General features: G+C 71.8%; 21 protein-coding genes. 4 read left to right on the top strand and 17 right to left on the bottom strand.

What is annotated here, in order from left to right; translation table 11 throughout:
• Positions 1 to 63: 63 nt before the first annotated feature.
• Positions 64 to 732: an HAD family hydrolase gene (locus A4E84_RS15440; protein WP_062927138.1), complete on the bottom strand. Its 669-nt coding sequence runs from the start codon at positions 730 to 732 to the stop codon at positions 64 to 66.
• A gap of 140 nt (positions 733 to 872) precedes the next feature.
• Between A4E84_RS15440 and A4E84_RS15445 the strand changes: the two genes are divergently transcribed.
• The 3 genes from A4E84_RS15445 to A4E84_RS15455 all read left to right on the top strand — a co-directional run bounded on the left by A4E84_RS15445 (position 873) and on the right by A4E84_RS15455 (position 3,826).
• Positions 873 to 1,646, top strand: coding sequence for an alpha/beta fold hydrolase (locus A4E84_RS15445; protein ID WP_062927139.1), 774 nt, complete (start codon positions 873 to 875; stop codon positions 1,644 to 1,646).
• The gene (locus A4E84_RS15450; protein WP_062927140.1) at positions 1,640 to 2,482 is read left to right on the top strand and encodes a MerR family transcriptional regulator; all 843 of its coding nucleotides are present in this window, start codon (positions 1,640 to 1,642) and stop codon (positions 2,480 to 2,482) included. The genes A4E84_RS15445 and A4E84_RS15450 overlap by 7 nt, the downstream gene beginning before the upstream one ends.
• Before the next feature lie 117 nt (positions 2,483 to 2,599).
• Entirely contained in the window at positions 2,600 to 3,826 is a 1,227-nt protein-coding gene (locus A4E84_RS15455; RefSeq protein ID WP_237304920.1) for an LAETG motif-containing sortase-dependent surface protein, read from the top strand.
• Positions 3,827 to 3,837: 11 nt separating this feature from the next.
• On the opposite strand, the gene A4E84_RS15460 is transcribed toward A4E84_RS15455, so the two are convergent.
• The 10 genes from A4E84_RS15460 to A4E84_RS15505 form a co-directional block, all read right to left on the bottom strand.
• Positions 3,838 to 5,004, bottom strand: a complete 1,167-nt coding sequence (locus A4E84_RS15460; RefSeq protein ID WP_062927142.1) for an SUKH-4 family immunity protein — start codon at positions 5,002 to 5,004, stop codon at positions 3,838 to 3,840.
• 218 nt (positions 5,005 to 5,222) lie between these two features.
• The gene (locus A4E84_RS15465) at positions 5,223 to 7,541 is read right to left on the bottom strand and encodes a xanthine dehydrogenase family protein molybdopterin-binding subunit (protein ID WP_062927143.1); all 2,319 of its coding nucleotides are present in this window, start codon (positions 7,539 to 7,541) and stop codon (positions 5,223 to 5,225) included.
• Positions 7,538 to 9,868: a 2Fe-2S iron-sulfur cluster-binding protein gene (locus A4E84_RS15470; protein ID WP_062927144.1), complete on the bottom strand. Its 2,331-nt coding sequence runs from the start codon at positions 9,866 to 9,868 to the stop codon at positions 7,538 to 7,540. The genes A4E84_RS15465 and A4E84_RS15470 overlap by 4 nt, the downstream gene beginning before the upstream one ends.
• Positions 9,865 to 10,758, bottom strand: a complete 894-nt coding sequence (locus A4E84_RS15475; protein WP_062927145.1) for an FAD binding domain-containing protein — start codon at positions 10,756 to 10,758, stop codon at positions 9,865 to 9,867. The genes A4E84_RS15470 and A4E84_RS15475 overlap by 4 nt, the downstream gene beginning before the upstream one ends.
• Positions 10,759 to 11,049: 291 nt before the next feature.
• Entirely contained in the window at positions 11,050 to 12,672 is a 1,623-nt protein-coding gene (locus A4E84_RS15480; protein WP_062927146.1) for a beta-N-acetylhexosaminidase, read from the bottom strand.
• Between the two features lies 1 nt (position 12,673).
• Entirely contained in the window at positions 12,674 to 13,519 is an 846-nt protein-coding gene (locus tag A4E84_RS15485; RefSeq protein WP_062927147.1) for a carbohydrate ABC transporter permease, read from the bottom strand.
• A complete protein-coding gene (locus tag A4E84_RS15490; RefSeq protein WP_062927148.1) occupies positions 13,516 to 14,424 on the bottom strand; it encodes a carbohydrate ABC transporter permease in 909 nt (302 codons plus the stop codon). The genes A4E84_RS15485 and A4E84_RS15490 overlap by 4 nt, the downstream gene beginning before the upstream one ends.
• A gap of 665 nt (positions 14,425 to 15,089) precedes the next feature.
• The gene (locus A4E84_RS15495; protein ID WP_062927149.1) at positions 15,090 to 16,388 is read right to left on the bottom strand and encodes an extracellular solute-binding protein; all 1,299 of its coding nucleotides are present in this window, start codon (positions 16,386 to 16,388) and stop codon (positions 15,090 to 15,092) included.
• Positions 16,389 to 16,599: 211 nt separating this feature from the next.
• Positions 16,600 to 16,875, bottom strand: coding sequence for a DUF3039 domain-containing protein (locus tag A4E84_RS15500; protein WP_033308193.1), 276 nt, complete (start codon positions 16,873 to 16,875; stop codon positions 16,600 to 16,602).
• A gap of 29 nt (positions 16,876 to 16,904) precedes the next feature.
• Positions 16,905 to 17,477 carry a YqgE/AlgH family protein gene (locus tag A4E84_RS15505; RefSeq protein WP_062927150.1) on the bottom strand — a complete coding sequence of 191 codons (573 nt, stop codon included), beginning with the start codon at positions 17,475 to 17,477 and terminating at the stop codon, positions 16,905 to 16,907.
• A 252-nt stretch (positions 17,478 to 17,729) separates the two neighbouring features.
• Here A4E84_RS15505 and murA point away from each other — a divergent pair, with 252 nt between their 5' ends.
• Complete coding sequence (gene murA, locus A4E84_RS15510; RefSeq protein WP_062927151.1) at positions 17,730 to 19,070, top strand: UDP-N-acetylglucosamine 1-carboxyvinyltransferase; 1,341 nt, start codon at positions 17,730 to 17,732, stop codon at positions 19,068 to 19,070.
• A 243-nt stretch (positions 19,071 to 19,313) separates the two neighbouring features.
• Here the strand turns inward: murA and A4E84_RS15515 are convergent, their stop codons facing one another.
• From A4E84_RS15515 to A4E84_RS15540, 6 genes are all read right to left on the bottom strand, one after another.
• Positions 19,314 to 19,595 (bottom strand): HU family DNA-binding protein, encoded by a 282-nt coding sequence (locus A4E84_RS15515; protein ID WP_003990598.1) that lies wholly within the window; start codon positions 19,593 to 19,595, stop codon positions 19,314 to 19,316.
• Between the two features lie 339 nt (positions 19,596 to 19,934).
• Positions 19,935 to 21,368, bottom strand: coding sequence for an NAD-dependent malic enzyme (locus A4E84_RS15520; protein ID WP_062927152.1), 1,434 nt, complete (start codon positions 21,366 to 21,368; stop codon positions 19,935 to 19,937).
• A gap of 331 nt (positions 21,369 to 21,699) precedes the next feature.
• Positions 21,700 to 23,997, bottom strand: a complete 2,298-nt coding sequence (locus A4E84_RS15525; protein WP_062927153.1) for a HelD family protein — start codon at positions 23,995 to 23,997, stop codon at positions 21,700 to 21,702.
• Positions 23,998 to 24,124: 127 nt separating this feature from the next.
• On the bottom strand, positions 24,125 to 24,955 hold the full coding sequence (locus tag A4E84_RS15530) for an anti-sigma factor family protein (protein ID WP_269465894.1): 831 nt from the start codon (positions 24,953 to 24,955) through the stop codon (positions 24,125 to 24,127).
• Positions 24,955 to 25,476, bottom strand: a complete 522-nt coding sequence (locus tag A4E84_RS15535; RefSeq protein WP_010039908.1) for a sigma-70 family RNA polymerase sigma factor — start codon at positions 25,474 to 25,476, stop codon at positions 24,955 to 24,957. Before A4E84_RS15535 ends, A4E84_RS15530 begins: the two co-directional genes overlap by 1 nt.
• Before the next feature lie 352 nt (positions 25,477 to 25,828).
• A complete protein-coding gene (locus A4E84_RS15540) occupies positions 25,829 to 26,422 on the bottom strand; it encodes a CGNR zinc finger domain-containing protein (RefSeq protein ID WP_062927155.1) in 594 nt (197 codons plus the stop codon).
• Positions 26,423 to 26,685 lie beyond the last annotated feature (263 nt).

The raw sequence follows: 26,685 nt of genomic DNA on the forward strand, positions 1-26,685 counted from the left end.
GGGCGAGCGCATGGACGGGGTGGTCCCCGGGCGCCGACCCGGTGGTGCCGAAGCAGCGCGGGATCAGACTGCGGCGATCCCTTGTGGCCCGGACGTCCAGGCCAGGATGTGAGGGACCGCTTCGCGCAGACTGGCGAAGTGGCGATGCACGCCCTCCACCGCCGCAGCGGCGTTCACGCCCCATACCGTCATCCCGGCGTGTATCCCGGACCGCACTCCGGACGGGGCGTCCTCGATGACCAAGCAGTCTGCCGGCTGGGCACCGAGCCGTGCGGCAGCCTGCAGATAGGGCACAGGGGAGGGCTTGCCCTCTTCCACAGCGGCGGCGTCCACGATCACCTCCGGCACAGGCAGGCCCGTTCGCTCGAAACGGCCGCGCACCCGGTGCTCGTAGTTCGAGGTCACCAGCGCCCAGGCCCCCCGCGGCAGACCGTGCAGCAACTCCGACGCGCCGTGGAAAGCCGTATAGACGCCGGACCGTACGTCCTCGTCCTCCAGCTCGTGCAGCAGGGCCAGGCACTCGCTCGGATCACGGTCGGCGGCGACCCGAGCGAACGTCTCCATCGGCCGTGTCCGCAGAGCCACCCGGTAGACGTCGTCCGCGTCCAGCCCGTAACGCCCCGCCCAGGTTTCCCAGACCCGGCGCTGGTTGCTCACCGCGTCGATCAAGGTGCCATCGACATCGAACAGGACGTACTTCGTGCGGCCCGGCCGCCCAGGTTCACTGGTCACGCGTTGATCATGCCAGGCGGCCGGCAGACGATTCGGGGACAGCAACGCCAGCCTGTATCGCCCGATGCCCGCCGCTCGGATCGCCGTCCGACACCCGGGGTGTTGCCCCTGACGCAGGGTCAACCCTCCAGCATGTCCGCATGACTGTGAGAAGCGACAGCGGCATCCAGTGCTTCACCGTTCGGCACGACGGTGTCGCCATCCCGGTGTCACGTGGCGGCCGGGGGCGCCCCCTGGTGCTGTGCCCGGGGCTGAACTGCACACAGGCCGACCTGCACGAGCTGGTCTCGCTGCTGCGGCGGGATCATGATGTTGTGACCTTCGATCTCCGGGGTCACGGTCTCGCCTCCCCCGCCGAGCGGTACTCCTTCGATGCCTTCCTGGGTGACCTCGTCGCCGTGATGGCGGAACTCGACCTGCCCTCGGCGCCGGTGCTCGTGGGCTACTCCCTGGGCGCGGACCTGGCCGTGCACTTTGCGGCCGAGCGCCCCGGGACCGTCGCCGGGCTCGTGCTCATCGACGGGGCGAATCCGCTGCCGGAACCGTTCCTCACCGAGGCCGACCTCGCTGAGTTCCGGGCCATCGCAGAGGCTGAGGCGGCGCGTCACGCCTCGCTCACCGCCGAGGACATCGTCGGCCTGGGTCTTGAGATGGATGTGGTCCGGGGCCAGGTCCTCGACCGGTACCAAAGGATCGACCTGCCCGTGCACGTCATCGCGTCCACTGCGATCGCAGGCGACAGCACCGAAGGGCGCGCCCCGCGGCACAACCGGCTGTGGCGTGCCGGCGTGGAGCGGCTCATACGCGAGCAGCCGCGCATCTCCGCGGACTGGATCGACGCCGACCATGGGCTGGTCTTCACGCACGCCCCCGACGTCGCCGAGATCATCCGGAGCAGACTGGTCCCATGCTGACCATCGGCGAGCTGGCGGCGTACGCCGGAGTCACCGTCCGCGCTGTGCGGCACTATCACACCAAGGGACTGCTGCCCGAGCCCGAGCGGGACCACGCCGGATACCGGCGGTACGACGCCGGTGCCGTGGTGGAGCTGCTGCGGATCCGTACCCTCGCCGAGGCCGGGGTCCCACTCGCGCGTGTGCGGGAGCTTCTCCAGGCCGGGGAGGAGGAGTTCGCCGCTGCTGTCGCGGACATCGACAGGAGGCTGGAGGCCGAGATCCAGGAGCGGCAGCGGCACCGTGAGCGAATCGCCCGGCTCGCTTCGGGGGACGGTCTGGCCCTCCCCTCCGATGTCGTCGCGTTCCTCGACCGGCTGCGAGCGCTCGGCGTCGACGAACGGATCGTCCAGGCCGAACGGGACGGCTGGATCCCGCTGGCGGCGCGCTCACCCGGGCGGGTGACGGAGTGGATCGCGCGCAAGCAGGAGCAGATCACAGACCCGGAGCTCACCGGCTTCTACCTGCACTTGAGTGAGGCTCTCGAACGGGGTGACGACGACTCGTCGCTGATCGAGCTGGCCGACCAAGTGGCTGCCTACCTCACCAAGCTGGTCGACGAGCGGGGCGAGGAGTACCTCGGTGGCCCGGCCGATATCGAGCCGACGTTCGTCGAGCTGATGGACACGCTGGCATTCGACACCGTGCCGTCCGCCCGTCGGCTCATCGAGTTACTGAAAGAGCGGGGCTGGGACGGTTGGACCGCCCTCCACCGTGCGTCCGGTTCCCACCCGCCCCGCCCACCTCGTCCTGAAACGCCCGCGTCCAGTGCTGCCGACCTGACCTGCCCTCTCTGACACCCCGTCGGCCCCGGCAAACTCGTGCACAACCCCGAGCACCCCTCACGTGTCCAGGACATGACCGGTGGCCCACGCTCCGGTCGTTCGCCCCCTGTTTCGACGAGGAGAACCACCGTGCACCTCCGCCCCCCGGCAGCCGTCCTGGCCGCTGCCGTGATCGCCGTCGCCGGTCCCGCTGTCGCCGCGCCCGTGGCACACGCCGAGGAGGGGGCGCCCGAGCTGGTCGTGTCGGCCCTGCCGGCCGCGGCTCCCCAGCCGGGTGACGTGTACGACAAGTCCGTCACCCTCACCAACAAGGGCACGGCCGCCGTGGACGGGGTCACCTTCCGGGTGCGTCTGACGCGCGGGCTGGACTTCCCGGAGCAGGTGAAGGGCTGCACCTACTCGACCGTCAAGGACCAGGTCAGGCAGGCACTCTGCGAACTCGACACGGTCGTCGAGCCCGGTGCCTCCGTCACCACGCCCGTCCGGTTCAAGGCTCTGGACAACGCCCTGATGGAGGCCGTCGAGTACGGCACGAGCGCGAGCGGTGAGGCGCCGGGCGAGGGGTACGACGACAGCTACCGGCGGCTGACCCTGACCGCGGACAGCACCGCCGACCTCGTAGCGGTCGGTGAGTCGACCGAGGCGCTGGCCGGCGAAGAGCAGTCGGTCACGGCGACCCTGCGCAACGACGGCCCCGGCTGGGTGCAGAACCAGGAGAGCGACGACCTTCCGGCGCTGCTGGTGCAGATCCCGCCGGGCACCGTGGCCGTCGGTGTGCCGAAGGACTGCGCGCCGTTCGGGATCGACGGGCCGAGCGGCCCGCAGGGGACCACGGGCAAGCCCAAGTACGTGTGCTGGCCGCAGGACGCGACCCTCGACGTCGGTCAGTCCCTGGACTACACCTTCACGCTGAAGATCAAGGAATCCGCGCAGGACACCAAGGGCGAGGTCAAGGCATCGTCCGTCTACGACATCGCCCCGAAGTACGACACGAACCGCGCCAACAACACCGCCGTGATCAGCATCGACCTGCCGAGCGACTACGAGCCGGAGCCGAGCCCCTCGGACGGCGCAAACGGTGGTGCCGGCGACGGCAACGCCCCTGAGGGCCAGGCCGCCGGCGGCACGGGGGCCACGGCTTCCCCTTCGGCGTCGACCTCGACCGGCTCCACGACCGGTGGCTCCACGACCGGTGGCTCCACGGGCACCACGACCGGCAGCACCACCGGCGGCAACCTCGCCTCCACCGGCTCCGACGGCACCCCGCTCCTCGCCGGTGCCGCTGCCGCCGCCGCGGTGATCGGTGGCGGCCTGGTGTTCGCCGTACGCCGCCGCAGCGCCGCCAAGTCCGCCTGACGGCAGGGCCGTCAGAGCACCCCGCCCGCCTCGTCCTGGAACGCGTCCGTCCAGTAGTGACGGACCGTTCCGCCCGCGGTCACGCCGGTCGGGTCCACGGTCGACAGGACCTGGAGCATCGTCATGGCCAGCTGGTCGTAGGTGTCGGTCGTCAGCTCATGGGACGACAGGGCGTCTATCGCGCGCTCGCGGTGCAGCAGCCAGAGCGTGAAGGCGAGGGTCGACACGTCCGTGTTGAGCGGGTACAGCGTCGCCTCGGGTTCGCTCCAGTTCAGGACCGCGCCCGTCGCGCCGTCGACGACCAGGCTGTTGTCCTCGACCAGGTGGCCGAGGCGGATCAGGCGGTCGGTCCCGGCGGGGAGTTCGGCCGGGGCGCCGGTGTCGGCGTAGTACTCGGCGAGCGTCGCCAGGGGGACGTCCGTGTCCAGGGAGAAGACGTGGGCGTCCTCCGGCAGGCCCACCTCGCGCAGGAAGCGGCGGGTCGGTTCGTGCGTGAGGGTCGCGGGGAAGTCGACGTCCTCGAAGCGCGCGACCTTTCCGGGGCCGAACTCCTGGTCCAGGAGGCGGTGCGGGAGGTCCAGGGAGAGGCCGGACACGCCGCCCCGGCCCGCCACCAGGGACAGGGGGCGGATCAGTGCCGCCATCTTCCAGAACGGGGCCGGTTCGCCGTCCGCGCCGTCCCGGAACACCGCCAGCAGGTGCTGGGAGGCCTCCGCCACCGCCTTGGGGCCGAAGCGGCCCGCGTAGGAGGCGAACTGGCCGCGCAGACCCGCCAGTTCGTCCGTGGCCTCCGCGAAACGGACCAGCGTCCGCAGGGAGGGGGCCAGGGGGCGGCGGTCCATCAGGTCGGGGCGGTCGTGCAGGACGTACGTCGTCGAGATTTCGCCCGTCGCACCGTCGAGCAGGACCGACTCCGTCTCCAGGCCGGCGGGGCCCAGCAGTCCGCCTATCACCAGCTGCTCGCGCAGCTCCGCCGCGAGACGGTCGTCCGGGTCGCCCGTCGAGTCGGCGACCGTGCGCAGGCCCTCGCGGCTCAGCTCCGCGAAGCTCAGCACGCCGCTGTCGCCGGGCAGTCCGGGGCCGGTCAGCCAGTGCCGCGTGGACGCGTGCGTCACCCACGGGTCCAGCTCGGACTCTGTCAGGGTGATCACCGCGGAACCGGCGTCGGTCGTACTCATGGGCTCCCCCGCATGTGCTTGCTCACCGTCCCCTGGCGGAGCACGGCAGACCGCCCAGGCCCAGCCCGGCAGCCGTTCCCCACTGCCCAGAACAGTACGCCCCACCACTGACAACGCCCCGGAACAGCGACGCGCGCCCGGCGACCACGCCGCGTCACCTCACAAGACGCTCGGAGCACCCCCGCGCGTTCCCTTTCCGCGGAATCCCCGGAATCCCCTCAGCCCCGTTCGGTGACCACCGCGGCCTGGGGGCGGATCGGGAGCCGGTTCACGGGACGGCCCGTCGCTGCCCGCACGGCGGACGCGACGGCCGCCGGGGACGTCACCACCGGCACCGCGCTGACGGCCTTGGCCCCGAAGGGGGCGACCACGTCCCGTTCCTCCACCAAACGGACGATGCGGATGTCGGGCGCGTCGAGGGCGGTCGGGAGGGCGTAACCGGTCAGGTCGGGGTGGCGGACGATGCCGCGCGGCGTGCGGAGGTTCTCCGTGAGGGCGATGCCCACGCCCTGCGTCACGCCCGCCTCGATCCTGGCCGTCAGCTGGGCGGGGTTCAGGACCCGGCCCACGTCCTGGGCGACGGCCAGTTCGACGACCCGCACGGAACCGAGCTCGATGTCGACGTCCACCACCGCGCGGACCGCGCAGAAGGCCATGCCCACGAAGGCGTCGCCCTGCCCGGCCTCGTTCAGCGGCTCGGTCGGGTGCGGGCGGCACTGGGCGGTGGCCCACAGTTCCTTGCCGTCCAGCGCCTCGGTGACGGTCGTCGAGAGGACCCCGTCGTACGACGTGATCTTGCCGTCGGTGATCTGGAGCAGCTCCGTCGACATGCCGAACTTGTGGGCGAGCGGCTGGAGGAGCTGGGTCCGGACCATCTTGGCCGCGCGCTCCACCGCCCCGCCCGACACCCAGGTGTGCCGGCCGCGGCAGCCCGCGCCGGCCGGGGGCTGGTCGGTGTCGACCGGCGCCACGTGCACCTCGTCGACGCCGAGTGTCTCCTGGACGATCTGCCGGGCCAGGGTCGTGAAGCCCTGGCCGGTCTCGACGGCCGCGCACAGGACCGTGGCGACGCCGTCGTGGACCTTCACAGTCGCCGTGGAGACCTCGTCCGCGCCCTCCGCGCCGAGCATGTGCACCATGCCCAGGCCGTAGCCGACGCCCCGGCGCACCGCGCCCGGTTCGCCCGCGCCCTCGGGGCCGCCGGGCAGCAGCCACTCGTCCTCGGGGGTGTCCTTGGGCAGCGGCGGCAACGGGAAGTCCCGTACGGCCTGGAGGAGTTCGGCGACCGGGGCCGGGCAGGTCACGGTCTGGCCGGTCGGCAGCACGTCGCCGGTGGCCAGAGCGTTGCGCAGCCGCACTTCCGCCGGGTCGAGGCCGAGCCTCTTGGCGATCTTGTCCATCTGCGCCTCGTAGGCGGCGCAGACCTGCATGGCGCCCTCGCCGCGTACGTGGCCGGACGGGGGGTTGTTGGTACGGACGGCCCAGCCCTCGATGAAGGCGTTCGGGACGACGTAGGGGCCGCAGGCGAACGCGACGGCGGCGGCCAGGGCCTCGGAGGAGGTGTCGGCGTAGGCGCCCGCGTCGAGCAGGATCTGCGCCTCGACCTTGACGAGTCTGCCCTCGGCGTCGGCGTGGTGGCGGTAGCGCAGCAGGGTGGGGTGCCGGTGGACGTGGCCGAGGAAGGACTCCTCGCGCGTGGCGGTGAGTTTGACCGGGCAGCCGGTGCGCAGCGCGAGCAGGCCGAGGGGGAGCTGGAAGCCCTGGTCCTCGCGGTCGGCGGTGGCGCCGGGGACTCCGGTCACGACGACCTTGACGCGCTCGGGTTCCAGGCCGAACGCGGCGGCGGCCGCGTCGCGGTCGGCGTGCGGGTCGGTGGAGGCGAGGTACAGCTCCACCCCGCCGTCCGGGCGCGGTACGGCCAGGCCGGCCTCGGCTCCGATGGGCGCGGGGTCCTGGCGGCCGATGCGGTACAGCCCCTCGACGACGATCTCGCCGGCCGCCTCCGGGTCGCCGTGGCGCAGCGGGATGTGCCGGATCAGGTTGCCGTCGGGGTGCAACGGCTCCGCTTCGAAGGCCTGCTCCGGGTCGGTCACCGGGTCGAGCACCTCGTACTCGACGATGACGGCGGCGGCGGCCATGCGCGCGGTGTCCGGGTGGTCGGCGGCGACGGCGGCGATGGGCTCGCCGTGGTGGCGCACGACCTCGGAGGCGAAGACCGGGCGGTCGGCCGTGCCGCGGCCGTGCAGCGGTCTGCCGGGGACGTCCTCGTGGGTGACGACGGCGCGGACTCCGGGCATCTCGCGCGCGTGGGTGGTGTCGATCGACAGGATGCGGGCGTGCGGGTGCGGGGAGCGCAGCACGGCCGCCCACAGCAGGCCCTCGGCCCACAGGTCGGCGGCGTACGGAAAGGTGCCCTCCGTCTTGGCGCGGGCGTCGGCGGGCGGGAGCGAGGCGCCGATGCCGTGCGGAAGCGGTTCGGGGGCGGGGGCGGCCTCCGCGGCCTGTGCGGCCTGGGCGGTGGCTGCTTCGTTGCTCACGCGGGGCCTCCGTCCTGGCCGTAGGGCTGGTCATGCGGTTCTGGGGAGTGCGGTTCCGGGGTGTGCGGTTCCGGGGGGGCTCCGAAGGCCGACGCGTTCACGCCACCGGCGCCCGGGCCCGCCTGGTGCGGGATGCGGGCCTCGTCGGTGTCGCCGTCGGCGGGCCCGGAGTGGGCCTCGCGTTCGGCGACGACCTCCTTGACGGCGTCCACCACGCCCCGGTAGCCGGAGCAGCGGCACAGGTTGCCGCACAGCGCCTGGCGGGTCTCCAGCTCGGTGGGCGCCGGGTTGCCTTCCAAGAGGTCGTGCACGGTCATCGCCATGCCGGGGACGCAGAAGCCGCACTGCACGGCGCCGCAGCGCGCGAGCGCCCGCTGCACGTCCGACGGCTGCCCGTCCTCGGCCAGGCCCTCGACGGTACGGACCTCACTGCCGGCGGCGGTCACGGCCGGGACCAGGCAGGACGCCACGAGCCGTCCGTCGACCTGGACGTTGCACGCGCCGCATTCGCCCTGCGAGCAGCCGTCCTTGGCGCCCGCGAGTCCGAGCCGCTCACGCAGCACGTACAGCAGGGACTCGCCGATCCATGCGTCGGCGACAGGGCGTTCGGTGCCGTTGACGCGCAGGACGTAGGAGGCGAGGGGGTGTTCCTCCTGGGGCGCGGCCGGGGGTACGTCGTGAGGGGCGGCACCGGCTGGCTCGGGCACCGTCTCCGCCGCCCGGGTCTCGTCAGGGGCCGGGTCGTCCTGGTTCTCGCCGTCGGCGGCTTCCGGGCCGCCGGTGTCGGCATCGGCGTCCGCGAAGGCCGGGAGGGGCCCGGCAGCGGGCTCGGAGGGGCCGTCGGCGGCCTCTGTGGCCCCGGAGGCGTCCTCGGCGCCCTCTGAGACCTCACCGGAGCCGGGAGCGGGCTGTGAGGCTTCCTGGGCGTCCTGCGGGGGCGCGGCGGCTTCCGGGTGTGCCTCGGGCCCGGGCTCCCCGGGGAACTCACCGGGGGCCTCGGGGTACGGCTGCCCGAACGCGTGGCCGTCGGGGGCGGGCACCTCCGGTCCGTGCTCGGGGAAGTCGGAGGGCTCGAATCCGTGGTCGGTCTCGTGGCCGGCCTCGTGGCCGGTCCCGTGGCCGGTCCCGAGGTCGGCGAAACGGGACGGCTCCGCCATGTGGCCGGCCGCCGCCCCGGGCTCCTCCGGCGCGTACTCCGACGGCCGAGGCGCGTGATCCGTGCCGGGCGCCTCCGGCGCGTGGCCGGCGATCGCGGACGGCTCCGGCGCATGGCCGAACTCGCCGGGCTGGTGCGCGGGGCCGCTGTCCTCGTGGGCTCCCGGCGCGTGGGCGTCCTGCGCGTGGGCGTCCTGCGCGTGGGCGTCCTGCGGGTGTCCGGGTCCGGCCTCAGCCGGGCCCGCCTCCCGCCGCAGGGCCTCGGCGGGCTGCTGCTCCGGTGCGTATCCGAAGGCCGGTCCGGCGTCGCCCTGCTGCCCGTGGCCGGGGCCCTGCTCCTGGTCGTGGCCCGGCTCGCGGCCGAGGTCCGGCCTGTGCCCGTGGCCCCGCTCGTCACCGTGCTCGTGGGGGTAGCCCGGGTGGGCCTCCTCCGGCCCGGCCGGGTCCTGCGGGTCCTGCCCCCACGGCCGGCCCGCGGCCTGGGTGGCCCAGGGTGCGGGCGCTCCGCCGGGCAGCGTGGCCGGCGGGGTGCCGCCCCACTGCTCGACCAGCGAGGACGTGGTGAACTCGCCCGACTCGTCCGGAAGGTCGCCCCCGGCGACGGGGATGGACCACTGCCCGGTCACGTCATGGCCGGGCACGGCCCCCGCCGCCGCGGTCTCCTCGAAGTTCCACTGCCCGGTCGCCCCGGGGTTGTACGTGAACCGGTCGTCGCCGCCGTGCTGCGGCGCCGTCGCGTCGGAGCCGTAGGGCGTCCCGTGGCCGTACGGCGCGTCGGAGCCGTACGACTGCTCGGGCACGTCGGAGCCGTACGACTGCTCGGGCACGTCGTGGCCCTGCTGCTGGTGCGCGCCGTGCTCGTGTCCGTGCTGCGGGTGCCCGGCGTTCGGGTCGTGCCACTGCGCCCCGTCGACCGGCGCGCCCGGCACGGGCCACGTGCCGGTGGCCGCCGGGTCGGTGCCGGCCGCCGAGGCGGGGTTGACCGTTATCTGCGGCGGTACGTAGCCGTGGCCGGGCGCGGCCAGGGGGCTGTCGGCGGCCAGCAGGGCGTCGACGCCCCCCTCGGGGAGTTCGACGAAGGCCGTGGCGCCGTCGTCGTACTCACCCTGGGGCAGCGGGTCCCAGCGGCTGCCGCCCCGGGGCGTGCCCTCTCCGTGCTGGTCGTCGGTCACGACAGTGCCCTCCCCAGTGCTCGTCGGGCCAGCGCGGCGACGGTGCGCCGCAGGTGCAGTACGGCGGGCGGAAGCTGCGCGACCGAGCCGTCCTCGGCCGGCGCCGCGTCGGGGATGCAGGCCGCGGCGACGTACTCCCCGAAGGCGCTCAGCGCCTCCGGGACGAGCGCCCGGTTGTTGTCCCAGTCGATGAGTCCGGCGACCCACTGCTCGGCCTCCAGGGGCCGCAGCGCCATCGGCGCTATGGCGCCCACCGCGCAGCGCACACCCCGGCGCGCGGGGTCCAGGACCAGGGCCACGGACGCCACCGCCCGCCCCGGGCCGGTCCGGCCGGTCGCCTTCAGGAAGACCTGGGGGGCGTGCAGCAGCGGCACGCGCACGTAGCCGATGAGTTCGCCGGCGCGCAGCATGTCCATCCCGGCCAGCAGGTGCGAGACCGGGATCTCCCGGCGGGCTCCGCCCGGGCCCGCGATGATCAGGGTCGCCTCCAGGGCCGCCAGCACCGGCAGCGCGTCCCCGGTGGGGGCGGCGGAGGCGATGTTGCCGCCCAGGGTGCCCGCGTTGCGGATGTGCGGCGGGCCCGCGGCGCGCGCGGCGGCGGCGAGCGCCGGGATCAGGGCCGCGAAGTCGGGGCGGCCCATGCGCGCGTGCGTGAGGCCCGCGCCGAGCAGCGCGTGACCGTCCAGGTACTGCCAGCCGCGGATCTCGCTGATCCGGCCCAGTCCCACCAGCGCGGCGGGCCTGAGCTGCCCGGAGTTGACGGCGGCCATGAGGTCGGTGCCGCCCGCGACGGGCACGGCGGCGGGCACGGCGGTCAGCGCCGCTACGGCCTCGTCCAGCGTCGTGGGCAGCGTGACGGCCTGCCCCGCCTGCGGTGCGTGCGTGGTCAAACCGGCTGCCCCTTCCCGCTGCCCCACCTGGTCCCACCTGTGCTGCCGTACGGTACGTGCTGACAGGGCGGACGTGGCAACTCTGGCACATCTTGGCGAGAGCCGAAGACACGGGTCCGCTAGGAGGCATTCGCCCACCTCACCGGCGAGATGGTCCGTTTTCGTACAGGTTCACCAGTGCATGCCGATTGGCACTTTCGGTGACCCTTGTGCGCTTTTTCCGCGGCGTGTTCGAGCTGTTCGGTCGCGACGGGCGGCAGAACCGGTCGCCGGGCGTCGCGACCGCCGGCCCTACCGGCTGGGCGGTGGGCCGTCGATCGGGCGGCCCAGCACCCCGGGGCGCTGCTGCCAGGGCAGCGGGCCCGTCGGGGGCCGGTAGGCCACGCCCAGGGCGTCCAGCCGCCGGTAGTGGGCGGCCATCCGGCGTTCGAAGTCGGCGAAGTCCCGTGCCGCCGGGGCCGGCAGGGCGCTCCAGGCGACCTCCGCGAAGGCCGCGAGGCGGGGGAAGGCCTGATAGTCCACGCGCGCGTGGTCCTCCATCACCTCGGTCCACAGGTTGGCCTGGGTGCCCAGCACGTGCCGGGCCTCCTCGGGCGTCAACTCCGGTGGAACGGGCTCGAACCGGTAGACGTCCCCTAGGGTGCGCACCCACCCGATCGGTACCGGCTCCTCGGGGCCCGGGTCCTGACGGTGGTCCAGGTACACCTGCTGTTCGGGGCACATGACGACGTCGTGGCCCGCCCGGGCGGCGGCGATGCCCCCGGCGTAGCCCCGCCAGGAGGACACGGCGGCGCCCTCGGCCAGCCCGCCCTCCAGGATCTCGTCCCAGCCGATCAGCCGGCGGCCGCGCTCGGCGAGCCAGGTGTCGAAGTGCCCGATGAACCAGGACTGGAGCCCGTCCTCGTCCGCGAGCCCGAGTTCCCTGATGCGCGCCTGGGCCGCCCCCGAGCGCCGCCACTGGTCCTTGGGGCATTCGTCGCCGCCCACGTGGACGAACTCCGAGGGGAACAGCGCGAGTACTTCCTCGAAGACGCCCTCGTAGAAGCGCAGGGTGTTGTCAGTGGGGGCGAGTACGTTCGGGTTGATTCCCCAGGTGTCCCAGACGGAGAGGGAGGTCGTGTCGATGACGTCGGTGTTGCCGAGTTCCGGGTACGCGGCGATGGCGGCCTGCGAGTGGCCCGGTACGTCGATTTCGGGGACGACGGTGATATGCCGCTCGGCGGCGTAGGCGACGATCTCCCGGATGTCGTCCTGGGTGTAGTAGCCGCCGTGCGGCTTGTCCTCCCACAAGGGCGAGGCCCGATGGCCGGTTTTGGTCCGGGCGCGCCAGGAGCCGGTCTCCGTCAGCCGCGGATGCCGCTCGATCTCGATGCGCCAGCCCTGGTCGTCCGTCAGGTGGAAGTGGAAGACGTTGAGTTTGTGCGCCGCCATCAGATCGAGGTAACGCAGGACGCCTTCCTTGGGCATGAAGTGCCGGGCGACGTCGAGCATCAGGCCGCGCCAGCGGAACCGGGGGCCGTCCTCGATCGTCAGGTACGGCACGGTCCAGGCGCGGTCGCGGCCCAGCGGGGCCCTGCGGTACGCGTCGGGGCCGAGGAGCTGCCGCAGGGTCTGGGCGCCCCAGAAGACACCGGCCGCGCCGCCGCCCTCGACGAGGACGCCGTTGCCGTCGCTGAGGAGGCGGTACTCCTCGGGGCCGAGCCCGGGGCCGAGTCGCAGCCCGATGCCGCCCTCGGTGTCGTCGGGCTCCCGCGCCTCGCACAGCGGCAGGCCGGTTGCCTGCCGCAGGGTGGCGCTCAGCCAGTGGCCGACGCCTTCCGTCCCGGTGCCGGCGTGGAGCCGGGAGTGGCGCGTCAGCCGCACCTCGCCGGAACCGGCTACGGCACTGCGGGGCGCCGGAATCAGTTCGGTCACGTCAGTCCTTCACCGCTCCGCCCAGTCCGGAGACCAGACGGCGCTGTACGAGTACGAAGAAGACCAGGACCGGGATCGTCATCACCGTGGAGGCGGCCATGACCCCGCCCCAGTCCGGGTCGTCGGGCTTGTAGAAGACGAGCAGGGCCATCGGCAGCGTCGACTGCGAGGTGTCGCTGATGATGAACGACTTGGCGAACAGGAAGTCGTTCCAGGCGGAGATGAACGAAAACACGCTGGTGGCCACGAGACCCGGCAGCACGAGCGGGAAAAGGATCTGCCAGAGGAATCGCGCCCTGCTCGCCCCGTCGATGTACGCGGCCTCCTCCAGGGCCTCCGGAACGGCTTTCACGAACCCCCGGAGCATCCAGATCGCGAAGGGCAGTGAGAAGGCGATGTGGGGCAGGATCAGCGAACCCAGCGTGTTCAGCTGACCGGCGTCCCGCATGAGGAAGAACAAGGGGATCGTCAGCGCTTCGACGGGCACCATCTGGGCCACCAGGAACATGATCAGAAGGGTGGTCCGGAGGCGGAAGCGGAATCGTGTGACGGCGGTCGCGGCGAGAAACGCGATGAGGGCGGAGGCGATCACGACACAGCCCGCGACGAGAAGGCTGTTGAGGAAGTAGCGGCCGAATTCCTGCTGCCCGAAGACGCGTCGGAAGGAATCAAGGGAGGGCGCGAGCGTCCACGGCCTGGGCTGGCTCGACTCGATCTCCCCGGCCGGTTTGAAGGCGCTGAGCACCATCCAGTACAGGGGGAAGGCGACGACGACCGCGATCAGCAGGGCGGAGGCCTCGGCGGCAAGCCGGCCCGGGCGGCGCACACGGGCGCGGAGCAGACTCACAGTTCCTCCCCCTGCCGGCGCAGCAGCCGCAGGTACCCCAGCGTGACGGCGAGCAGGATCAGCAGCATCACGACGCCGATCGCGGAGCCGAGGCCGTACTGCGAGGACGCGAAGGCCTGCTGGTAGGCGTAGACGTTCAGGACCAGGTTCTGGCCGGCGATGCCGCCGCCGTTCGTCATGACATAGATCTGGGTGAAGACCTTGAAGTCCCAGATGACCGACTGGATGGTGACGACGACCAGGATCGGCCGGAGCATCGGGGCGAGTACGGAGCGCCAGATGCGCCACTGCGAGGCGCCGTCGAGGGAGGCGGCCTCCAGCACTTCGCCGGGTACGGCGCGGATCCCCGCGTACACGGTCACCATCACGAACGGGAAGGAGCACCAGACCACTTCGAGCAGGACGAGGAAGAAGGCGCTGAGACGGCCGTACGTCCACGAGTGGTCGCCGAGGCCCAGCATCCGGTTGACGGGGCCGAAGTCCGGGTCGAAGAGGAACAGCCAGACGGTCGAGCCGGTCACCGCCGGGGTCGCCCACGCCCCCAGCGCGGCCAGCATCAGCGCGAGCCTCGGCAGGGCCCGCACCCGGGTGAGGAGCACGGCCAGGGCGCAGCCGGCCGCGAGCGTGGAGACGACACAGGCCGCCGCGAACAGCACGGTGGCGAGCAGCACCTGCCAGAACTGCGGGTCCCCGAACAGCTCGGCGTAGTTCCCGAACCCCTCGAAGGTGGCCGGCTCGCCGCCGCTGACCTGCGCCTGGGTGTACTGGAAGAAGGAGATCAGCCCGAGCTGGTAGATCGGGTAGACGAGCAGCCCCCCGAGCACGACGAGCGCGGGCGCGAGGTACAGCCAGGGCGTCCAGCCGCCGGACACGAGCGGAGACGTGCCGGACGCGGCCCGGCGCACCCCCGTCCGGCCGCTCCGCTTCCCCCGGGCCTCCTTGGCCGGGGGCCGGCCGGCCGATCCCCCGCCCCGCACCGCGCGGACGGCGCCGGAACTCCTCCCGCCCTGCACCGCGTGGACCGCGACGGAACTCCCGCCCTGCACCGCGCGGACCGCGACGGAACCCTCCCGAGCCGCCCCCGCCGGGACCGCCTCGACTCCGGCGCCGCTCCCCTCAACGGACCCCTCCCCGGCAGCGCCCGCCGGGCCCGCCTCGACTCCGGTGCCGCTCTCCTCAACGGACCCCTCCCAAGCCGCCCCCGCCGGGCCCGCCTCGCCTCCGGCGCCGCCCCCCTCAACGGACCCCTCCCCAGCCGCCCCCGCCGGGCCCGCCTCGGCTGCGCTGCCGCCCCCCTCGACGGACCCCTCCCCGGCAGCGCCCGCCGCAGCCGCCTCGGCTCCGGTGACACTCCCCGGACCGGATGCCGGCGCGGACACCGGACGGTTCCCGCGCGGTGGCCGTGCGGCACGCGGCCGGGCCGTCTCCGCCTCGGCGTCTCCCCCGGCACGGGTGTCACCCGCGTTCACGCCGGTGCCGACCCCGGCCGAAGCATCTCCGGCCCTCAGCGGGTCGACCCGCTCCGCAGCACCTGCGGCTCCGACACCGTCGGTGTGGTCGTTCACCCGGCTCACCCCGCGGAGCCGAACGCGGCGTTCATCTTCTTCGCGGCGTCGTCCGAGGCCTGCGTGATGTCCTTCTTGCCGCTGATGACCTCCTGGAACATCGTCGGCAGGACGAGGGAGGAGTCGATCTGGGCCCACGCGGGTGACGCGGGGACGAACTTGGTTCCGGCGGAGAGGGTCTGCACGAAGGGCTTCACGAACGGTTCCTGCCGCGCGACCTGCTGGCGGACGTCCGTGAAGGTCGGCAGGAAGCCCATCGCCTCGAAGAGTTCACCCTGCGTCTTCTTGGAGGCGAGCTGCTCCATCAACTCGACGGCGAGCGTGCGGCGCGAGGTGCTCTTCAGGATGCCGATGTTGTTGCCGCCCGCGAAGGCCGGCGCGATCGAGCCGGACTTCACCCCGGGCAGCGGGACGACGGCGTACTTGCCCTTGACCTTCCCGGCCTCGACGGCGGTGTGGCTGAAGTCGCCGCCGATGGCCATGCCGGCCTTGCCCGCGGCGAACGCGGAGATCGTGTCGTTGCCGCCCATGCCCGCGCACTTGGCGGCCGGGCAGTTGTCGTCGCCGAACAGGGACGTGTACGCCTTGATGCCCTTGCGGGCCTCGGGGCTGTCGATGCCGGACGCGTACGAGCCGCCCTTGCCGCTCGCGATCTCACCGCCGTTGGCCCACACGAACGGCATCGCGCCGTAGGTGTAGGCACCGCCGACGACCAGCCCGTACAGGCCGGGCTTCGCGGCGCGGATCTCGCGGGCCGTGGAGGCGAGTTCGTCCATGGTCTTCGGGACGGACAGGCCGAGCTCCTTGAAGACGTCCGTGCGGTAGTAGAGCGCGCGGACGCCGACGTAGAAGGGGGCGCCATAGAGCTTGCCGTCCACCGTCACCGACTGCCTGGCCGTCGGGTCGGTGTCCTTCGCCTCGCTCCAGTCGCCGAACTCCTTCGTGACGTCGAGGAGTCCGCCGTCCTTCACGTAGCCGGCCGTGTCGGTGTTGCCGTACTCCATCACGTCGGGCGCGGAGGCGGGGTCGTTGAAGGCGGCCTTGACGCGCTGGGCGCGGGTGTCGATCGGGATGTACTCGACGTCGACCTTCGTGCCCTTGTGGGCCTTCTCGAAGCCGGCGACGACGGAGTCGACGACCTTCTCCTTCGGGGCGTTGCCGACTTCCTGGAAGAGCCACACGCGCAGCGTGCCGGTCTTCTCGTCCTTGTCGGAGGAGGAGTTCGAGGAGGTCTGGGGCGCGCACCCGGTGGCCAGGAGAGCGGCGAGCGCGGTGAGCCCGGCAAAACGGACGGACAGGTTCATGGAGTGTTCCTCCGAGGGAGTGTTGCAACATGCGCAATGAAGGTTTCGCTGTGCACAACACATCGGAGGCTAGGGACTGCATGAACACGCCCACAAGAGGTCTCAACCACTCTGTGACCGGCAGACGCACCCCGTGCAACGCCCGGACAGCACAAAAGCCCCCAGGGCGCGCAAAGCGCACCCTGGGGGCTTCACGCCCGGCGGGCAGGGCCTACTTGTCGCCCTTGTCGTCGTCCCCGGAGCTCATGGACTCGTAGATCTCCTTGCACATGGGACACACGGGGTACTTCTTCGGGTCGCGGCCCGGCACCCACACCTTGCCGCACAGCGCCACGACGGGGGTGCCGTCGAGGGCGCTCGCCATGATCTTGTCCTTCTGGACGTAATGGGCGAAGCGCTCGTGGTCACCGTCACCATGCGAGGTCTGCGGCGTCGGCTCAACGAGGGTCCCCGTACCAGTCCCGCGCTCGGGCTCGAGAGTGCTCATAGAGCCAAGGGTACTGAAGCTCACACGCATCAGTTGAGCGAAGGGTCGTCCGGGTACGTCGCCACCATCGCCAGCTCGCTGCGCTGGCGGCGCAGCACCTCGCGCCAGAGCCGCTCGGGAGACGGGGACGAGACATCGCCGGGCTCCGACTCGACGACGTACCACGCGCCGTCCACCAGCTCGTCCTCCAGCTGGCCCGGGCCCCAGCCGGCGTACCCGGCGAAGATGCGCAGGGAGCCGAGGGCGGAGGCCAGCAGCTCGGGCGGGGCCTCCAGGTCGACCAGCCCGATCGCGCCGTGCACCCGGCGCCAGCCCAGCGGGGTGGTCTCGCCGGAGGCACCGCCGGGAACGACCGCGACCCCGAGGGCGGAGTCCAGCGACACCGGGCCGCCCTGGAACACGACACCCGGCTCCACCGCGAGATCCCCCCAGCCTTCCAGGATGTCGCCCACGTCCACCGGGGTGGGGCGGTTCAGGACGACACCGAGGGAGCCCTCCTCGTCGTGGTCGAGGAGCAGCACCACCGCGCGGTCGAAGTTGGGGTCCGCCAGGGCGGGGGTGGCCACGAGCAACCGCCCTGTGAGCGAGGACACCTCGGTCATGGCAGACATGATCCCGCATTCTCCCTTCGCTTGGGGAGGCAATGCGGCACAGGGAGGGAACGCAGCTCAGGGCGCACTGGTGCGTTCCACGCGCACGAAACCGGCCGTGACCCCATGTGCCCGGCGCGGAACGGTTCGTGTTGTGACAGAGCTATGACGTGGCTGGGTCTCTCTCAGGCTTACAGAAGGGGGGTGGTGGGCGATTACCCTTTCCCTCCTGGCCCCTGCCCGACTCCATGGAACGCGAGATTCATGACCGTCAACGACGATGTCCTGCTTGTCCACGGCGGAACCCCGCTGGAGGGCGAGATCCGTGTCCGCGGTGCGAAGAACCTCGTACCGAAGGCCATGGTCGCAGCGCTGCTGGGCAGCGCTCCGAGCCGGCTGCGCAATGTTCCGGACATCCGCGACGTTCGGGTCGTACGGGGTCTGCTGCAGCTGCACGGTGTGACGGTCCGTCCGGGTGACGCGCCCGGCGAACTGGTGATGGACCCGACGCGCGTGGAGAGCGCCAACGTCGCTGACATCGATGCCCACGCCGGTTCGAGCCGTATCCCGATCCTGTTCTGCGGTCCGCTGCTGCACCGCCTCGGCCACGCGTTCATCCCCGGGCTCGGCGGCTGCGACATCGGCGGCCGGCCCATCGACTTCCACTTCGACGTGCTGCGCCAGTTCGGCGCGCGCATCGAGAAGCGGGACGACGGCCAGTACCTGGAGGCGCCGCAGCGGCTGCGCGGCACGAAGATCCGGCTGCCGTACCCGTCCGTCGGCGCGACCGAGCAGGTGCTGCTGACGGCCGTCCTCGCGGAGGGCGTCACGGAGCTGTCCAACGCGGCCGTCGAGCCGGAGATCGAGGACCTCATCTGCGTGCTGCAGAAGATGGGCGCGATCATCGCGATGGACACCGACCGGACGATCCGGATCACCGGTGTCGACAAGCTCGGCGGTTACACCCACCACGCCCTGTCGGACCGGCTGGAGGCCGCGTCCTGGGCGTCGGCGGCGCTGGCGACCGAGGGCAACATCTACGTCCGCGGCGCGCAGCAGCGCTCGATGATGACGTTCCTGAACACCTACCGGAAGGTGGGCGGGGCCTTCGAGATCGACGACGAGGGCATCCGCTTCTGGCACCCCGGCGGCCAGCTGAAGTCCATCGCGCTGGAGACGGACGTCCACCCGGGCTTCCAGACGGACTGGCAGCAGCCGCTGGTCGTGGCCCTGACGCAGGCCACAGGCCTGTCCATCGTCCACGAGACGGTCTACGAGTCCCGGCTCGGCTTCACGTCCGCGCTGAACCAGATGGGCGCGCACATCCAGCTCTACCGCGAGTGCCTGGGCGGCTCCGACTGCCGCTTCGGCCAGCGCAACTTCCTCCACTCGGCGGTCGTCTCGGGCCCGACCAGGCTCCAGGGCGCGGATCTCGTCATCCCCGACCTGCGTGGCGGCTTCTCGTACCTCATCGCGGCGCTGGCGGCCCAGGGCACGTCGCGTGTCCACGGCATCGGCCTGATCAACCGCGGCTACGAGAACTTCATGGAGAAGCTCATGGAGCTCGGCGCGAAGGTGGAGCTGCCGGGCAAGGCGCTCGGCTGATCCCGGCCCCGGAGCAACGCCCGCCCGGCTGGGGGTCCGGGGGTTACCCCCCGGGAAAGCACAGCATGGAGAAGCTCATGGAGCTCGGCGCGAAGGTGGAGCTGCCGGGCAAGGCGCTCGGGTAGCTCACGCGAAGAGGTAGCTCACGCGAAGACGCCAAAGGGGCGGCCACCCGGTTCGGGTGGCCGCCCCTTTGATGTCACTCACTGTGGTTCGCACACCGTCGGCGTGCGAACGGCAGGGTTACTTGCCCTTGGCCGCTTCCTTGAGCTTCGAGCCCGCGGAGACCTTCACGCTGTAGCCGGCGGGGATCTGGATGGGCTCGCCGGTCTGCGGGTTGCGGGCGGTGCGAGCGGCACGGTGGGTGCGCTCGAAGGTCAGGAAGCCGGGGATGGTGACCTTCTCGTCGCCCTTGGAGACGATGTCGCCGACGACGTCGGCGAACGCGGCCAGCACGGCGTCGGCGTCCTTGCGAGTCACCTCGGCGCGGTCGGCCAGCGCGGCCACCAGCTCACTGCGGTTCATGTTGTTACTCCCGTGTTCATCTTGCCGTTGAGGCGTCAGATCGAAGCCGATGCTGCCAGGGTCCTCGATGAGTCCCCGGACCCGGGTCCGTCGTCAGACCCTCGCGCCCAGGGACGCATCCTGCCCCTACCTGCGGCGGGAAAGCCAATCCGGCACCCGCAGGAGTCGTGAGAACACCCTTGGGGAGTCACACGAAAAGAGGGCCTGAGCCTGGCGCCACGATAGCTGCGCTGCTGACAGGGTTCTTGCGACGCGCCGGGTTCCGGGCCGCCGTGGGGTTACTCACAGTCCGGGCGCCGGCGGCTCCCGGGCCCCCGTGGGGGCCCGGACGGACCCGCTTCAGACGCCGGTCGGGCTGCCCGCCGTCGCGCCGACGGCCTTGGCGGCCTCCCGCACGGCTCCGGCGACCGCGCCCGCGACCTTGTCGTTGAAGACGCTCGGGATGATGTAGTTCGGGTTCAGCTCGTCCTCGGTCACCACGTCCGCGAGCGCCTTGGCGGCGGCCAGCATCATCTCCGTGTTGACCGTCCGGGACTGCGCGTCCAGCAGTCCGCGGAAGACACCCGGGAAGACCAGCACGTTGTTGATCTGGTTCGGGAAGTCCGAACGGCCGGTGGCGACAACGGCCGCGGTCTGGCGGGCGATTGCCGGGTCGACCTCGGGGTCCGGGTTCGCGAGCGCGAACACGATGGCGTCGTCGGCCATGGCGGCCACGTCGTCGCCGTCGAGGACGTTCGGGGCGGAGACGCCGATGAAGACGTCGGCACCGCGCACGGCCTCCTTGAGCGTGCCCGCAAGGCCCTCGGGGTTGGTGTTGTCGGCGATCCAGCGCAGCGCCGAGTCCGGGGCGGCGTCCACGAGGTCCTCGCGGCCCGCGTGCACGACGCCGTGGATGTCGGCGACGACGGCGTTCTTGACGCCCGCGGCGAGCAGCAGTTTGAGGATGGCCGTACCGGCCGCGCCGGCGCCGGACATGACGACCCGGATGTTCTCCATGGCCTTGCCGGCGACGCGGAGGGCGTTGGTGAGCGCGGCGAGGACGACGATCGCGGTGCCGTGCTGGTCGTCGTGGAAGACGGGGATGTCCAGGGCCTCGCGCAGCCGGGCCTCGATCTCGAAGCAGCGCGGGGCGGAGATGTCCTCCAGGTTGATGCCCGCGAAGCCCGGGGCGATCGCCTTGACGATCTCGACGATCGCGTCGGTGTCCTGGGTGTCGAGGCAGATCGGCCAGGCGTCGATGCCGGCGAACCGCTTGAAGAGGGCCGCCTTGCCCTCCATGACGGGCAGCGCGGCCTTGGGGCCGATGTTGCCCAGGCCCAGCACGGCGGAGCCGTCCGTCACGACCGCAACGGAGTTGCGCTTGATGGTAAGGCGGCGGGCGTCCTCGGGGTTCTCGGCGATCGCCATGCAGACGCGGGCCACGCCCGGCGTGTAGACCATGGACAGGTCGTCACGGTTGCGGATGGGGTGCTTGGACGCCATCTCGATCTTGCCGCCGAGGTGCATGAGGAAGGTCCGGTCCGAGACCTTGCCCAGGGTGACGCCCTCGATGCCGCGGAGTTCCTCGACGATCTCGTCCGCGTGCGAGGTCGACGACGCCGCGATGGTGACGTCGATACGGAGCTTCTCATGACCGGACGCGGTGACGTCGAGGCCGGTCACCGAGCCTCCGGAGGACTCCACGGCGGTGGTGAGCTGCGAGACGGCGGTTCCGCTCGCGGGCACCTCCAGCCGGACCGTCATCGAGTAGGAGACGCTGGGCGCCGTTGCCATGGCCGACTTCCTCTGCTTTCACCTGACGCTGAGTTGTGCCGTCCGATCGTCGCACCTACCGCTGAGTAGCAGGTAGCCGCCCTCGATTGCGAACGTTTTGTTCGCGGAATGGGGCAGAAAGAAGAGACCCACGTCACGTGGACGTGGGTCTCTTCTCAGTCAAGTGGCACCGACCCGCCATGCTCGCCTCGCGGCAAGTGGTCGCTCGTAGCGACGAAGGTTGGGCCCGGGGGCTTGGATCGGGCCGGTGCCACATCCAGGCTAACAAACAGATCCCGTAAGGCCATTCCCGTACCGGGAGTTCATTTCTCCGGCAAGTGGGTAACCCGGCTCAGTCCCTGAGCAGGTCCGGGATTCCCGCCGCGTCGGGCTCGTCCCGGTCGGCCGAGACGACCGTGAGCTGCTGGGTGGCCCGGGTCAGCGCGACGTAGAGGACCCGCAGGCCGGCCGGGGACTCGTCGGCGATCTCCGCCGGGGAGACCACGACCGTCGCGTCGTACTCCAGACCCTTCGCCTCCAGGCTGCCGAGCGCCACGACCCGGTCGCCCAGACCGGCGAGCCAGCGGCGGGCCTCCTCGCGGCGCTGCATGGCGACGACCACACCGACCGTGCCGTCGACGCGCTCCAGCAGCCGGGCCGCCTCGTCGCGGACGGTCGCGCCCAGTCGGTCCTCCACGACGGTGAAGCGGGGTTCCACGCCGGTGGAGCGGACCGCCTTCGGTGCTACGGAGCCGGGCATGGCGAGGGCGAGGACCTTCGAGGCCAGGTCGGCGATCTCGGCCGGGTTGCGGTAGTTCACCGTGAGTTCGAAGCGGCGGCGGGGCCGGGTGCCGAGCGCCTCGTCGCGGGCCTGCGCCGCCTCGTCCGGGTCGGACCAGGAGGACTGGGCCGGGTCGCCGACGACCGTCCAGGTGGCGTGCCGGCCACGGCGGCCGACCATGCGCCACTGCATCGGGGTGAGGTCCTGGGCCTCGTCGACGATGACATGGGCGTACTCGACGCGCTCCTGTGCGAGACGTTCTGCGCGCTCGCGCTGCGATTCCTCGCGCACCGGCATCAGCTCCTCCAGGCCGGTGAGCTGGTCGAGCGGGTCGAGTTCGCGCTTCCTGCGGGGGCGGGCCGGGGCGCCGAGGACGGCCTGGAGCTCGTCGAGCAGGGCGATGTCGTGCACCGTGCGGCCCTCGCGCTTGAGCGAGCGGGCGACCTTGCGGACCTCGCCGGGGTTGAGGATGCGCCGGGCCCAGCGGCCGAGGCGTCGTTCGTCGGCCATGGCGTCCAGGACCGCCGCCGGGGTCAGCTCCGGCCACCAGTCGTCGAGGAAGGCGATGAAGGCGTCCTCGGAGGTGATGTCCTCGTCGAAGGAGGAGCGCAGCTCGGCCGCGAGCTCCGGGTCGCTGTGCCGGCCGGCCGCGCCGGACTGCTCCCACAGGGCGTCCAGGAGGAGCTTGCGGGCGCGCGGGCGCAGCAGGTTCACGGGGGCGGTGCCGCCGAGGGCGGAGTGGCGGATGCCGTCCAGCTCCCGGGCCTGAAGCTCCAGGCGGCGGCCGAAGGCGACCACGCGCAGCCGCTCCGGTGGATCGTTCAGCTCCAGGGCGCCGCGCGCGGCCTTCCGCAGCACCTTGAGCATGCGGGAGGAGCCCTTGGCGCGGGCCACGGACGGGGAGTCGTAGAGCGTGGCTTCGCTGCCCTCGACCAGGGAGCCGATGGCGCGGATGGCGACCTGGCCCTCCTCGCCGAGGGAGGGCAGCACGCCCTCGGTGTAGGCGACGAGCAGCGGGGTCGGCGAGACGATCAGGATGCCGCCCGCGTACCGGCGCCGGTCCTGGTAGAGGAGGTAGGCGGCGCGGTGCAGGGCGACCGCGGTCTTGCCGGTGCCCGGGCCGCCCTCGACGTACGTCACGGAGGCGGCGGGGGCGCGGATGACCAGGTCCTGCTCGGCCTGGATGGAGGCGACGATGTCGCGCATGGTGTGGCTGCGGGCCTGGCCGAGCGCGGCCATCAGGGCGCCGTCGCCGATGACGGGCAGCTCACCACCGTCGAGGTACGCCGTCAGCTCGGGGCGCATCAGGTCGTCCTCTACGCCCAGCACCCGGCGGCCCTTGGAGCGGATGACGCGGCGGCGGACGACACGGCCCGGGTCGACCGGGGTGGAGCGGTAGAAGGGGGCGGCGGCCGGGGCCCGCCAGTCAATGACCAGCGGCGCGTAGTCCTGGTCGAGGACACCGATGCGGCCGATGTGCAGGGTCTCGGCGATGTCGGCGGTGTTGTCGGGGCGTACGGCCCCCTCCGCCGGCTCGATGGCGGTGTACGCCCCGTCGGGGCCCTTCTTGCCGTCCTTGCCGGTCAGCAGGTCGATACGGCCGAAGAGGAAGTCCTCGAACTCGTTGTTGAGCCGGCTGAGGTGGACGCCCGCGCGAAAGACCTGCGCGTCCCGCTCGGCGAGTGCGCCGGGGGTGCCGACCTGCCCGCGCCGGGCCGCGTCCTGCATCAGGAACTCCGCCTCGTGGATCTTCTCCTCAAGGCGCTGGTACACCCGGTCGAGGTGTTCCTGTTCGACGCCGATCTCCCGGTCACGAACCGAATCGTGCACCGAACCGACCGCGCCTTGTCTGTGAGCCTGAGCGGCCACCGGGCCCCCTTCTGACGTGCTGGGCAGCCGTCAACCGTACGCGAAGGGGACCCCTGGAAGCTACGGGCCGGCGGGCAGGCGTGGGACCTGTTGCCCCCAATGGCTCCCGCCCGGCGACCGGGCGGGGCTAGGCGTCGACCTCGACCAGCCGCTTGCCGTCGAAGGTGACGACCTCGAAGTGGTCGATCTCGTTCGGCTCGAAGGCGGCGCCGCCCTGGACGTACAGGGGCTCCTTGGCCTTCTCGGACTTGGCGTCCGGCAGGCCGTAGCCCCACTCCGGGACCGACCACGAGGAGAGGGTCTCGCGCTCACCGTTCTTGCCGACCGCGACGAGGGCGCACTTCAGCGGGCCCTTGACGTTCTTCAGCTCCAAGACCATGCCCGTGCCCCAGTCCTTCTTCTGGACGGCGACGGTGGCGGAGACCTTGGTGTTCGGGTCCGTGGCGGTGATCTTGTCGGAGATGCCGTCGAAGGCGGCCTTGGCGGGGCTGGCCGCGAGCGGGCGGTTCTCCGCACCGCCGCCGCCGTCGCCACCGTTCGTCGCGACCGCGACGAACGGGCCGCCGATGATCAGCGCACCGGCCGCGGCCACCATGTAGAAGCTGCGGCGGCGCTTCTGGGCGCGGCGGTCGGCGACCTCGTCGACCAGCTTCTCCACCAGGCGCGGCCGGGGCTTCGCGGACAGCGACTCGCCGATCGCGGGCGTGCTGCCGGAGCCGGGGAGGTCGGCGAGGGCGGCGAGCATCGGCTCCATGCCGGCCAGTTCGTCGAGCTGCTGGGCGCACCATTCGCAGGTGGCGAGGTGGGCCTCGAAAGCGGTTGCTTCGGCGTCGTCGAGGATGCCGAGGGCGTAGGCGCCGACGGTCTCGTGCTCGTTCGGCACCGGAGATTCCTGCATGGGGCCAGACATACCCATGCCTCCCGTACCGAACCCTTGGTTACCCCCGTAAACACTCATCACGCCGTCACCCCCCGCTCCTCCAGTGCGAGCTTCATCGAACGCAGGGCGTAGAAGACCCTGGAGCGGACGGTGCCGCTGGGTATGCCCAGGGTCTCGGCCGCCTCGTTGACGGTACGCCCCTTGAAATACGTCTCGACGAGCACCTCCCGGTGGGCGGGCGTCAGGTCGTCGAGTGCGTCCGAGAGGGTCATCAGCCACAGCGCCTTGTCGATCTCGTCCTCCGCGGGGATGACCTCCAGCGGCGACGGGTCGACCTCCTGCGGCCGGGCCTGCCGGCTGCGGTGGCCGTCGATGACGATGCGCCGGGCGACCGTCACCAGCCAGGGGCGTACCGATCCGGTCGCTCTGTTGAGCTGACCGGCGTTCTTCCAGGCACGGATGAGCGTCTCCTGGACGACGTCCTCGGCGCGCTGCCGGTCTCCGGCGACCAGGCGCAGGACATATGCCAGAAGGGGTCCGGCGTGTTCGCGATAGAGCGCACGCATCAGCTCCTCATCGGGTTCCGAGGGCTGGGACATGCGATGTCGGGCCCTCGGTGCACGTTCATTGGCCACGACGGAATCCTTGCGCACGCCCACCTCCGGTGTCCGGGGGTTCCCCCAGTCGGTCGCTCCACAAGCCGTACGGACGCGAGCCGTTGGGTGTTCAAAGAGACGTGACAGATTTCTTCGAGATGACGTGACGAGCTGGACATGGGGTCACATTCCCACCCCGCGTTCTTTACATTTCCGCCACATCGGCAAGATCAAGCCAGGCCTTCCCTACGGTGGCGTAGGTAAACGGCATGTAATCGAAATCACTTCGACAGTGCGGTCGCAGAAGTCGCATTTAGGACAGGGAAATTGAGTGCACGGACCACTCAATTCCGTTTCATGCGCGGGAGAGTGCCGCGCGACGACGATGCCGGGCGACCCTTTCGCGGTTCCCGCAGACCTCACTGGAGCACCAACGCCTCCTGCGTCCCCGGGAGGTGTCGAGGTACACGATGGGGCAGTTGTCGCCTTCGCACTGGCGCAGGGCCGCGCGGGCGACGGGGTCGGTCAGCAGGTCCACGGCGTCCCGGGCGACGACCGCGAGCAGGGCGGCGCAGCCGGGCGGGCCGTCCAACCGCCGCAGGAGCTGGCCGTCTTCGCCGCGGACCGCGCGCGGGGCCGGGGGCGCGGTGCGGGCCAGGTCGTTGACGCGGGCGAGGGCGAGGTCGTACGTGGCGACGCCGGGTCTCGGCCGGCAGCGGACCAACCGGTCGATCTGGGCGCGCAGTTCACGGAAGGCGAGCAGCCAGCCGGTGTCCGCGTGGGTCAGGGCGGTGTCCGCCGGGACGAGTCCGGAGCCGGTGATCCAGGCGCGCAGTACGTCCACGGAGTCGAGCCGCTCCTCCGGGTGCGTGGTGGAGAGCAGGTCCAGACAGGCCCGCCCGGCGTCGAAGCGCAGCTCGTAGGGGGCCGTGGCCGTACCCAGTGCCATGTGCCTGTCACCGCCTAGGGGTTCACCCCGGTCGCGAGGGCTTGGGTGAGACGCCCGTGAGAGGGCCGGTAAACCGCTCCCTCTTACAGTGCCTGCCCGCTACGACGCCGGAAACCCCTCGCACACGCCTCGTCGCCACGGCCGCCCGAAGGAGATGCGCGTTCAGGCCACGCCGGGGCCGGAGGCCATGCTCCGATGGCCCCCGGGCCCAAGGCATCCCGCTCGGGCTGGGTGGCCGGGTCTGGCGTGTTCCCGCTCAACCC

Origin of the sequence: Streptomyces qaidamensis (assembly GCF_001611795.1) — a bacterium.
In the GTDB taxonomy this organism is placed as follows: domain Bacteria; phylum Actinomycetota; class Actinomycetes; order Streptomycetales; family Streptomycetaceae; genus Streptomyces; species Streptomyces qaidamensis.

Bases quoted from the DNA above. Each gene is read 5' to 3' on its own strand.
- A4E84_RS15445 (WP_062927139.1), top strand. From the start codon at position 873: ATGACTGTGAGAAGCGACAGCGGCATCCAGTGCTTCACCGTTCGGCAC.
- A4E84_RS15450 (WP_062927140.1), top strand. From the start codon at position 1,640: ATGCTGACCATCGGCGAGCTGGCGGCGTACGCCGGAGTCACCGTCCGC.
- A4E84_RS15460 (WP_062927142.1), bottom strand. From the start codon at position 5,004: ATGAGTACGACCGACGCCGGTTCCGCGGTGATCACCCTGACAGAGTCC.
- A4E84_RS15495 (WP_062927149.1), bottom strand. From the start codon at position 16,388: ATGAACCTGTCCGTCCGTTTTGCCGGGCTCACCGCGCTCGCCGCTCTC.
- A4E84_RS15500 (WP_033308193.1), bottom strand. From the start codon at position 16,875: ATGAGCACTCTCGAGCCCGAGCGCGGGACTGGTACGGGGACCCTCGTT.
- A4E84_RS15505 (WP_062927150.1), bottom strand. From the start codon at position 17,477: ATGACCGAGGTGTCCTCGCTCACAGGGCGGTTGCTCGTGGCCACCCCC.
- murA (WP_062927151.1), top strand. From the start codon at position 17,730: ATGACCGTCAACGACGATGTCCTGCTTGTCCACGGCGGAACCCCGCTG.
- A4E84_RS15515 (WP_003990598.1), bottom strand. From the start codon at position 19,595: ATGAACCGCAGTGAGCTGGTGGCCGCGCTGGCCGACCGCGCCGAGGTG.
- A4E84_RS15520 (WP_062927152.1), bottom strand. From the start codon at position 21,368: ATGGCAACGGCGCCCAGCGTCTCCTACTCGATGACGGTCCGGCTGGAG.
- A4E84_RS15530 (WP_269465894.1), bottom strand. From the start codon at position 24,955: ATGAGTGTTTACGGGGGTAACCAAGGGTTCGGTACGGGAGGCATGGGT.
- A4E84_RS15535 (WP_010039908.1), bottom strand. From the start codon at position 25,476: ATGTCCCAGCCCTCGGAACCCGATGAGGAGCTGATGCGTGCGCTCTAT.
- A4E84_RS15540 (WP_062927155.1), bottom strand. From the start codon at position 26,422: ATGGCACTGGGTACGGCCACGGCCCCCTACGAGCTGCGCTTCGACGCC.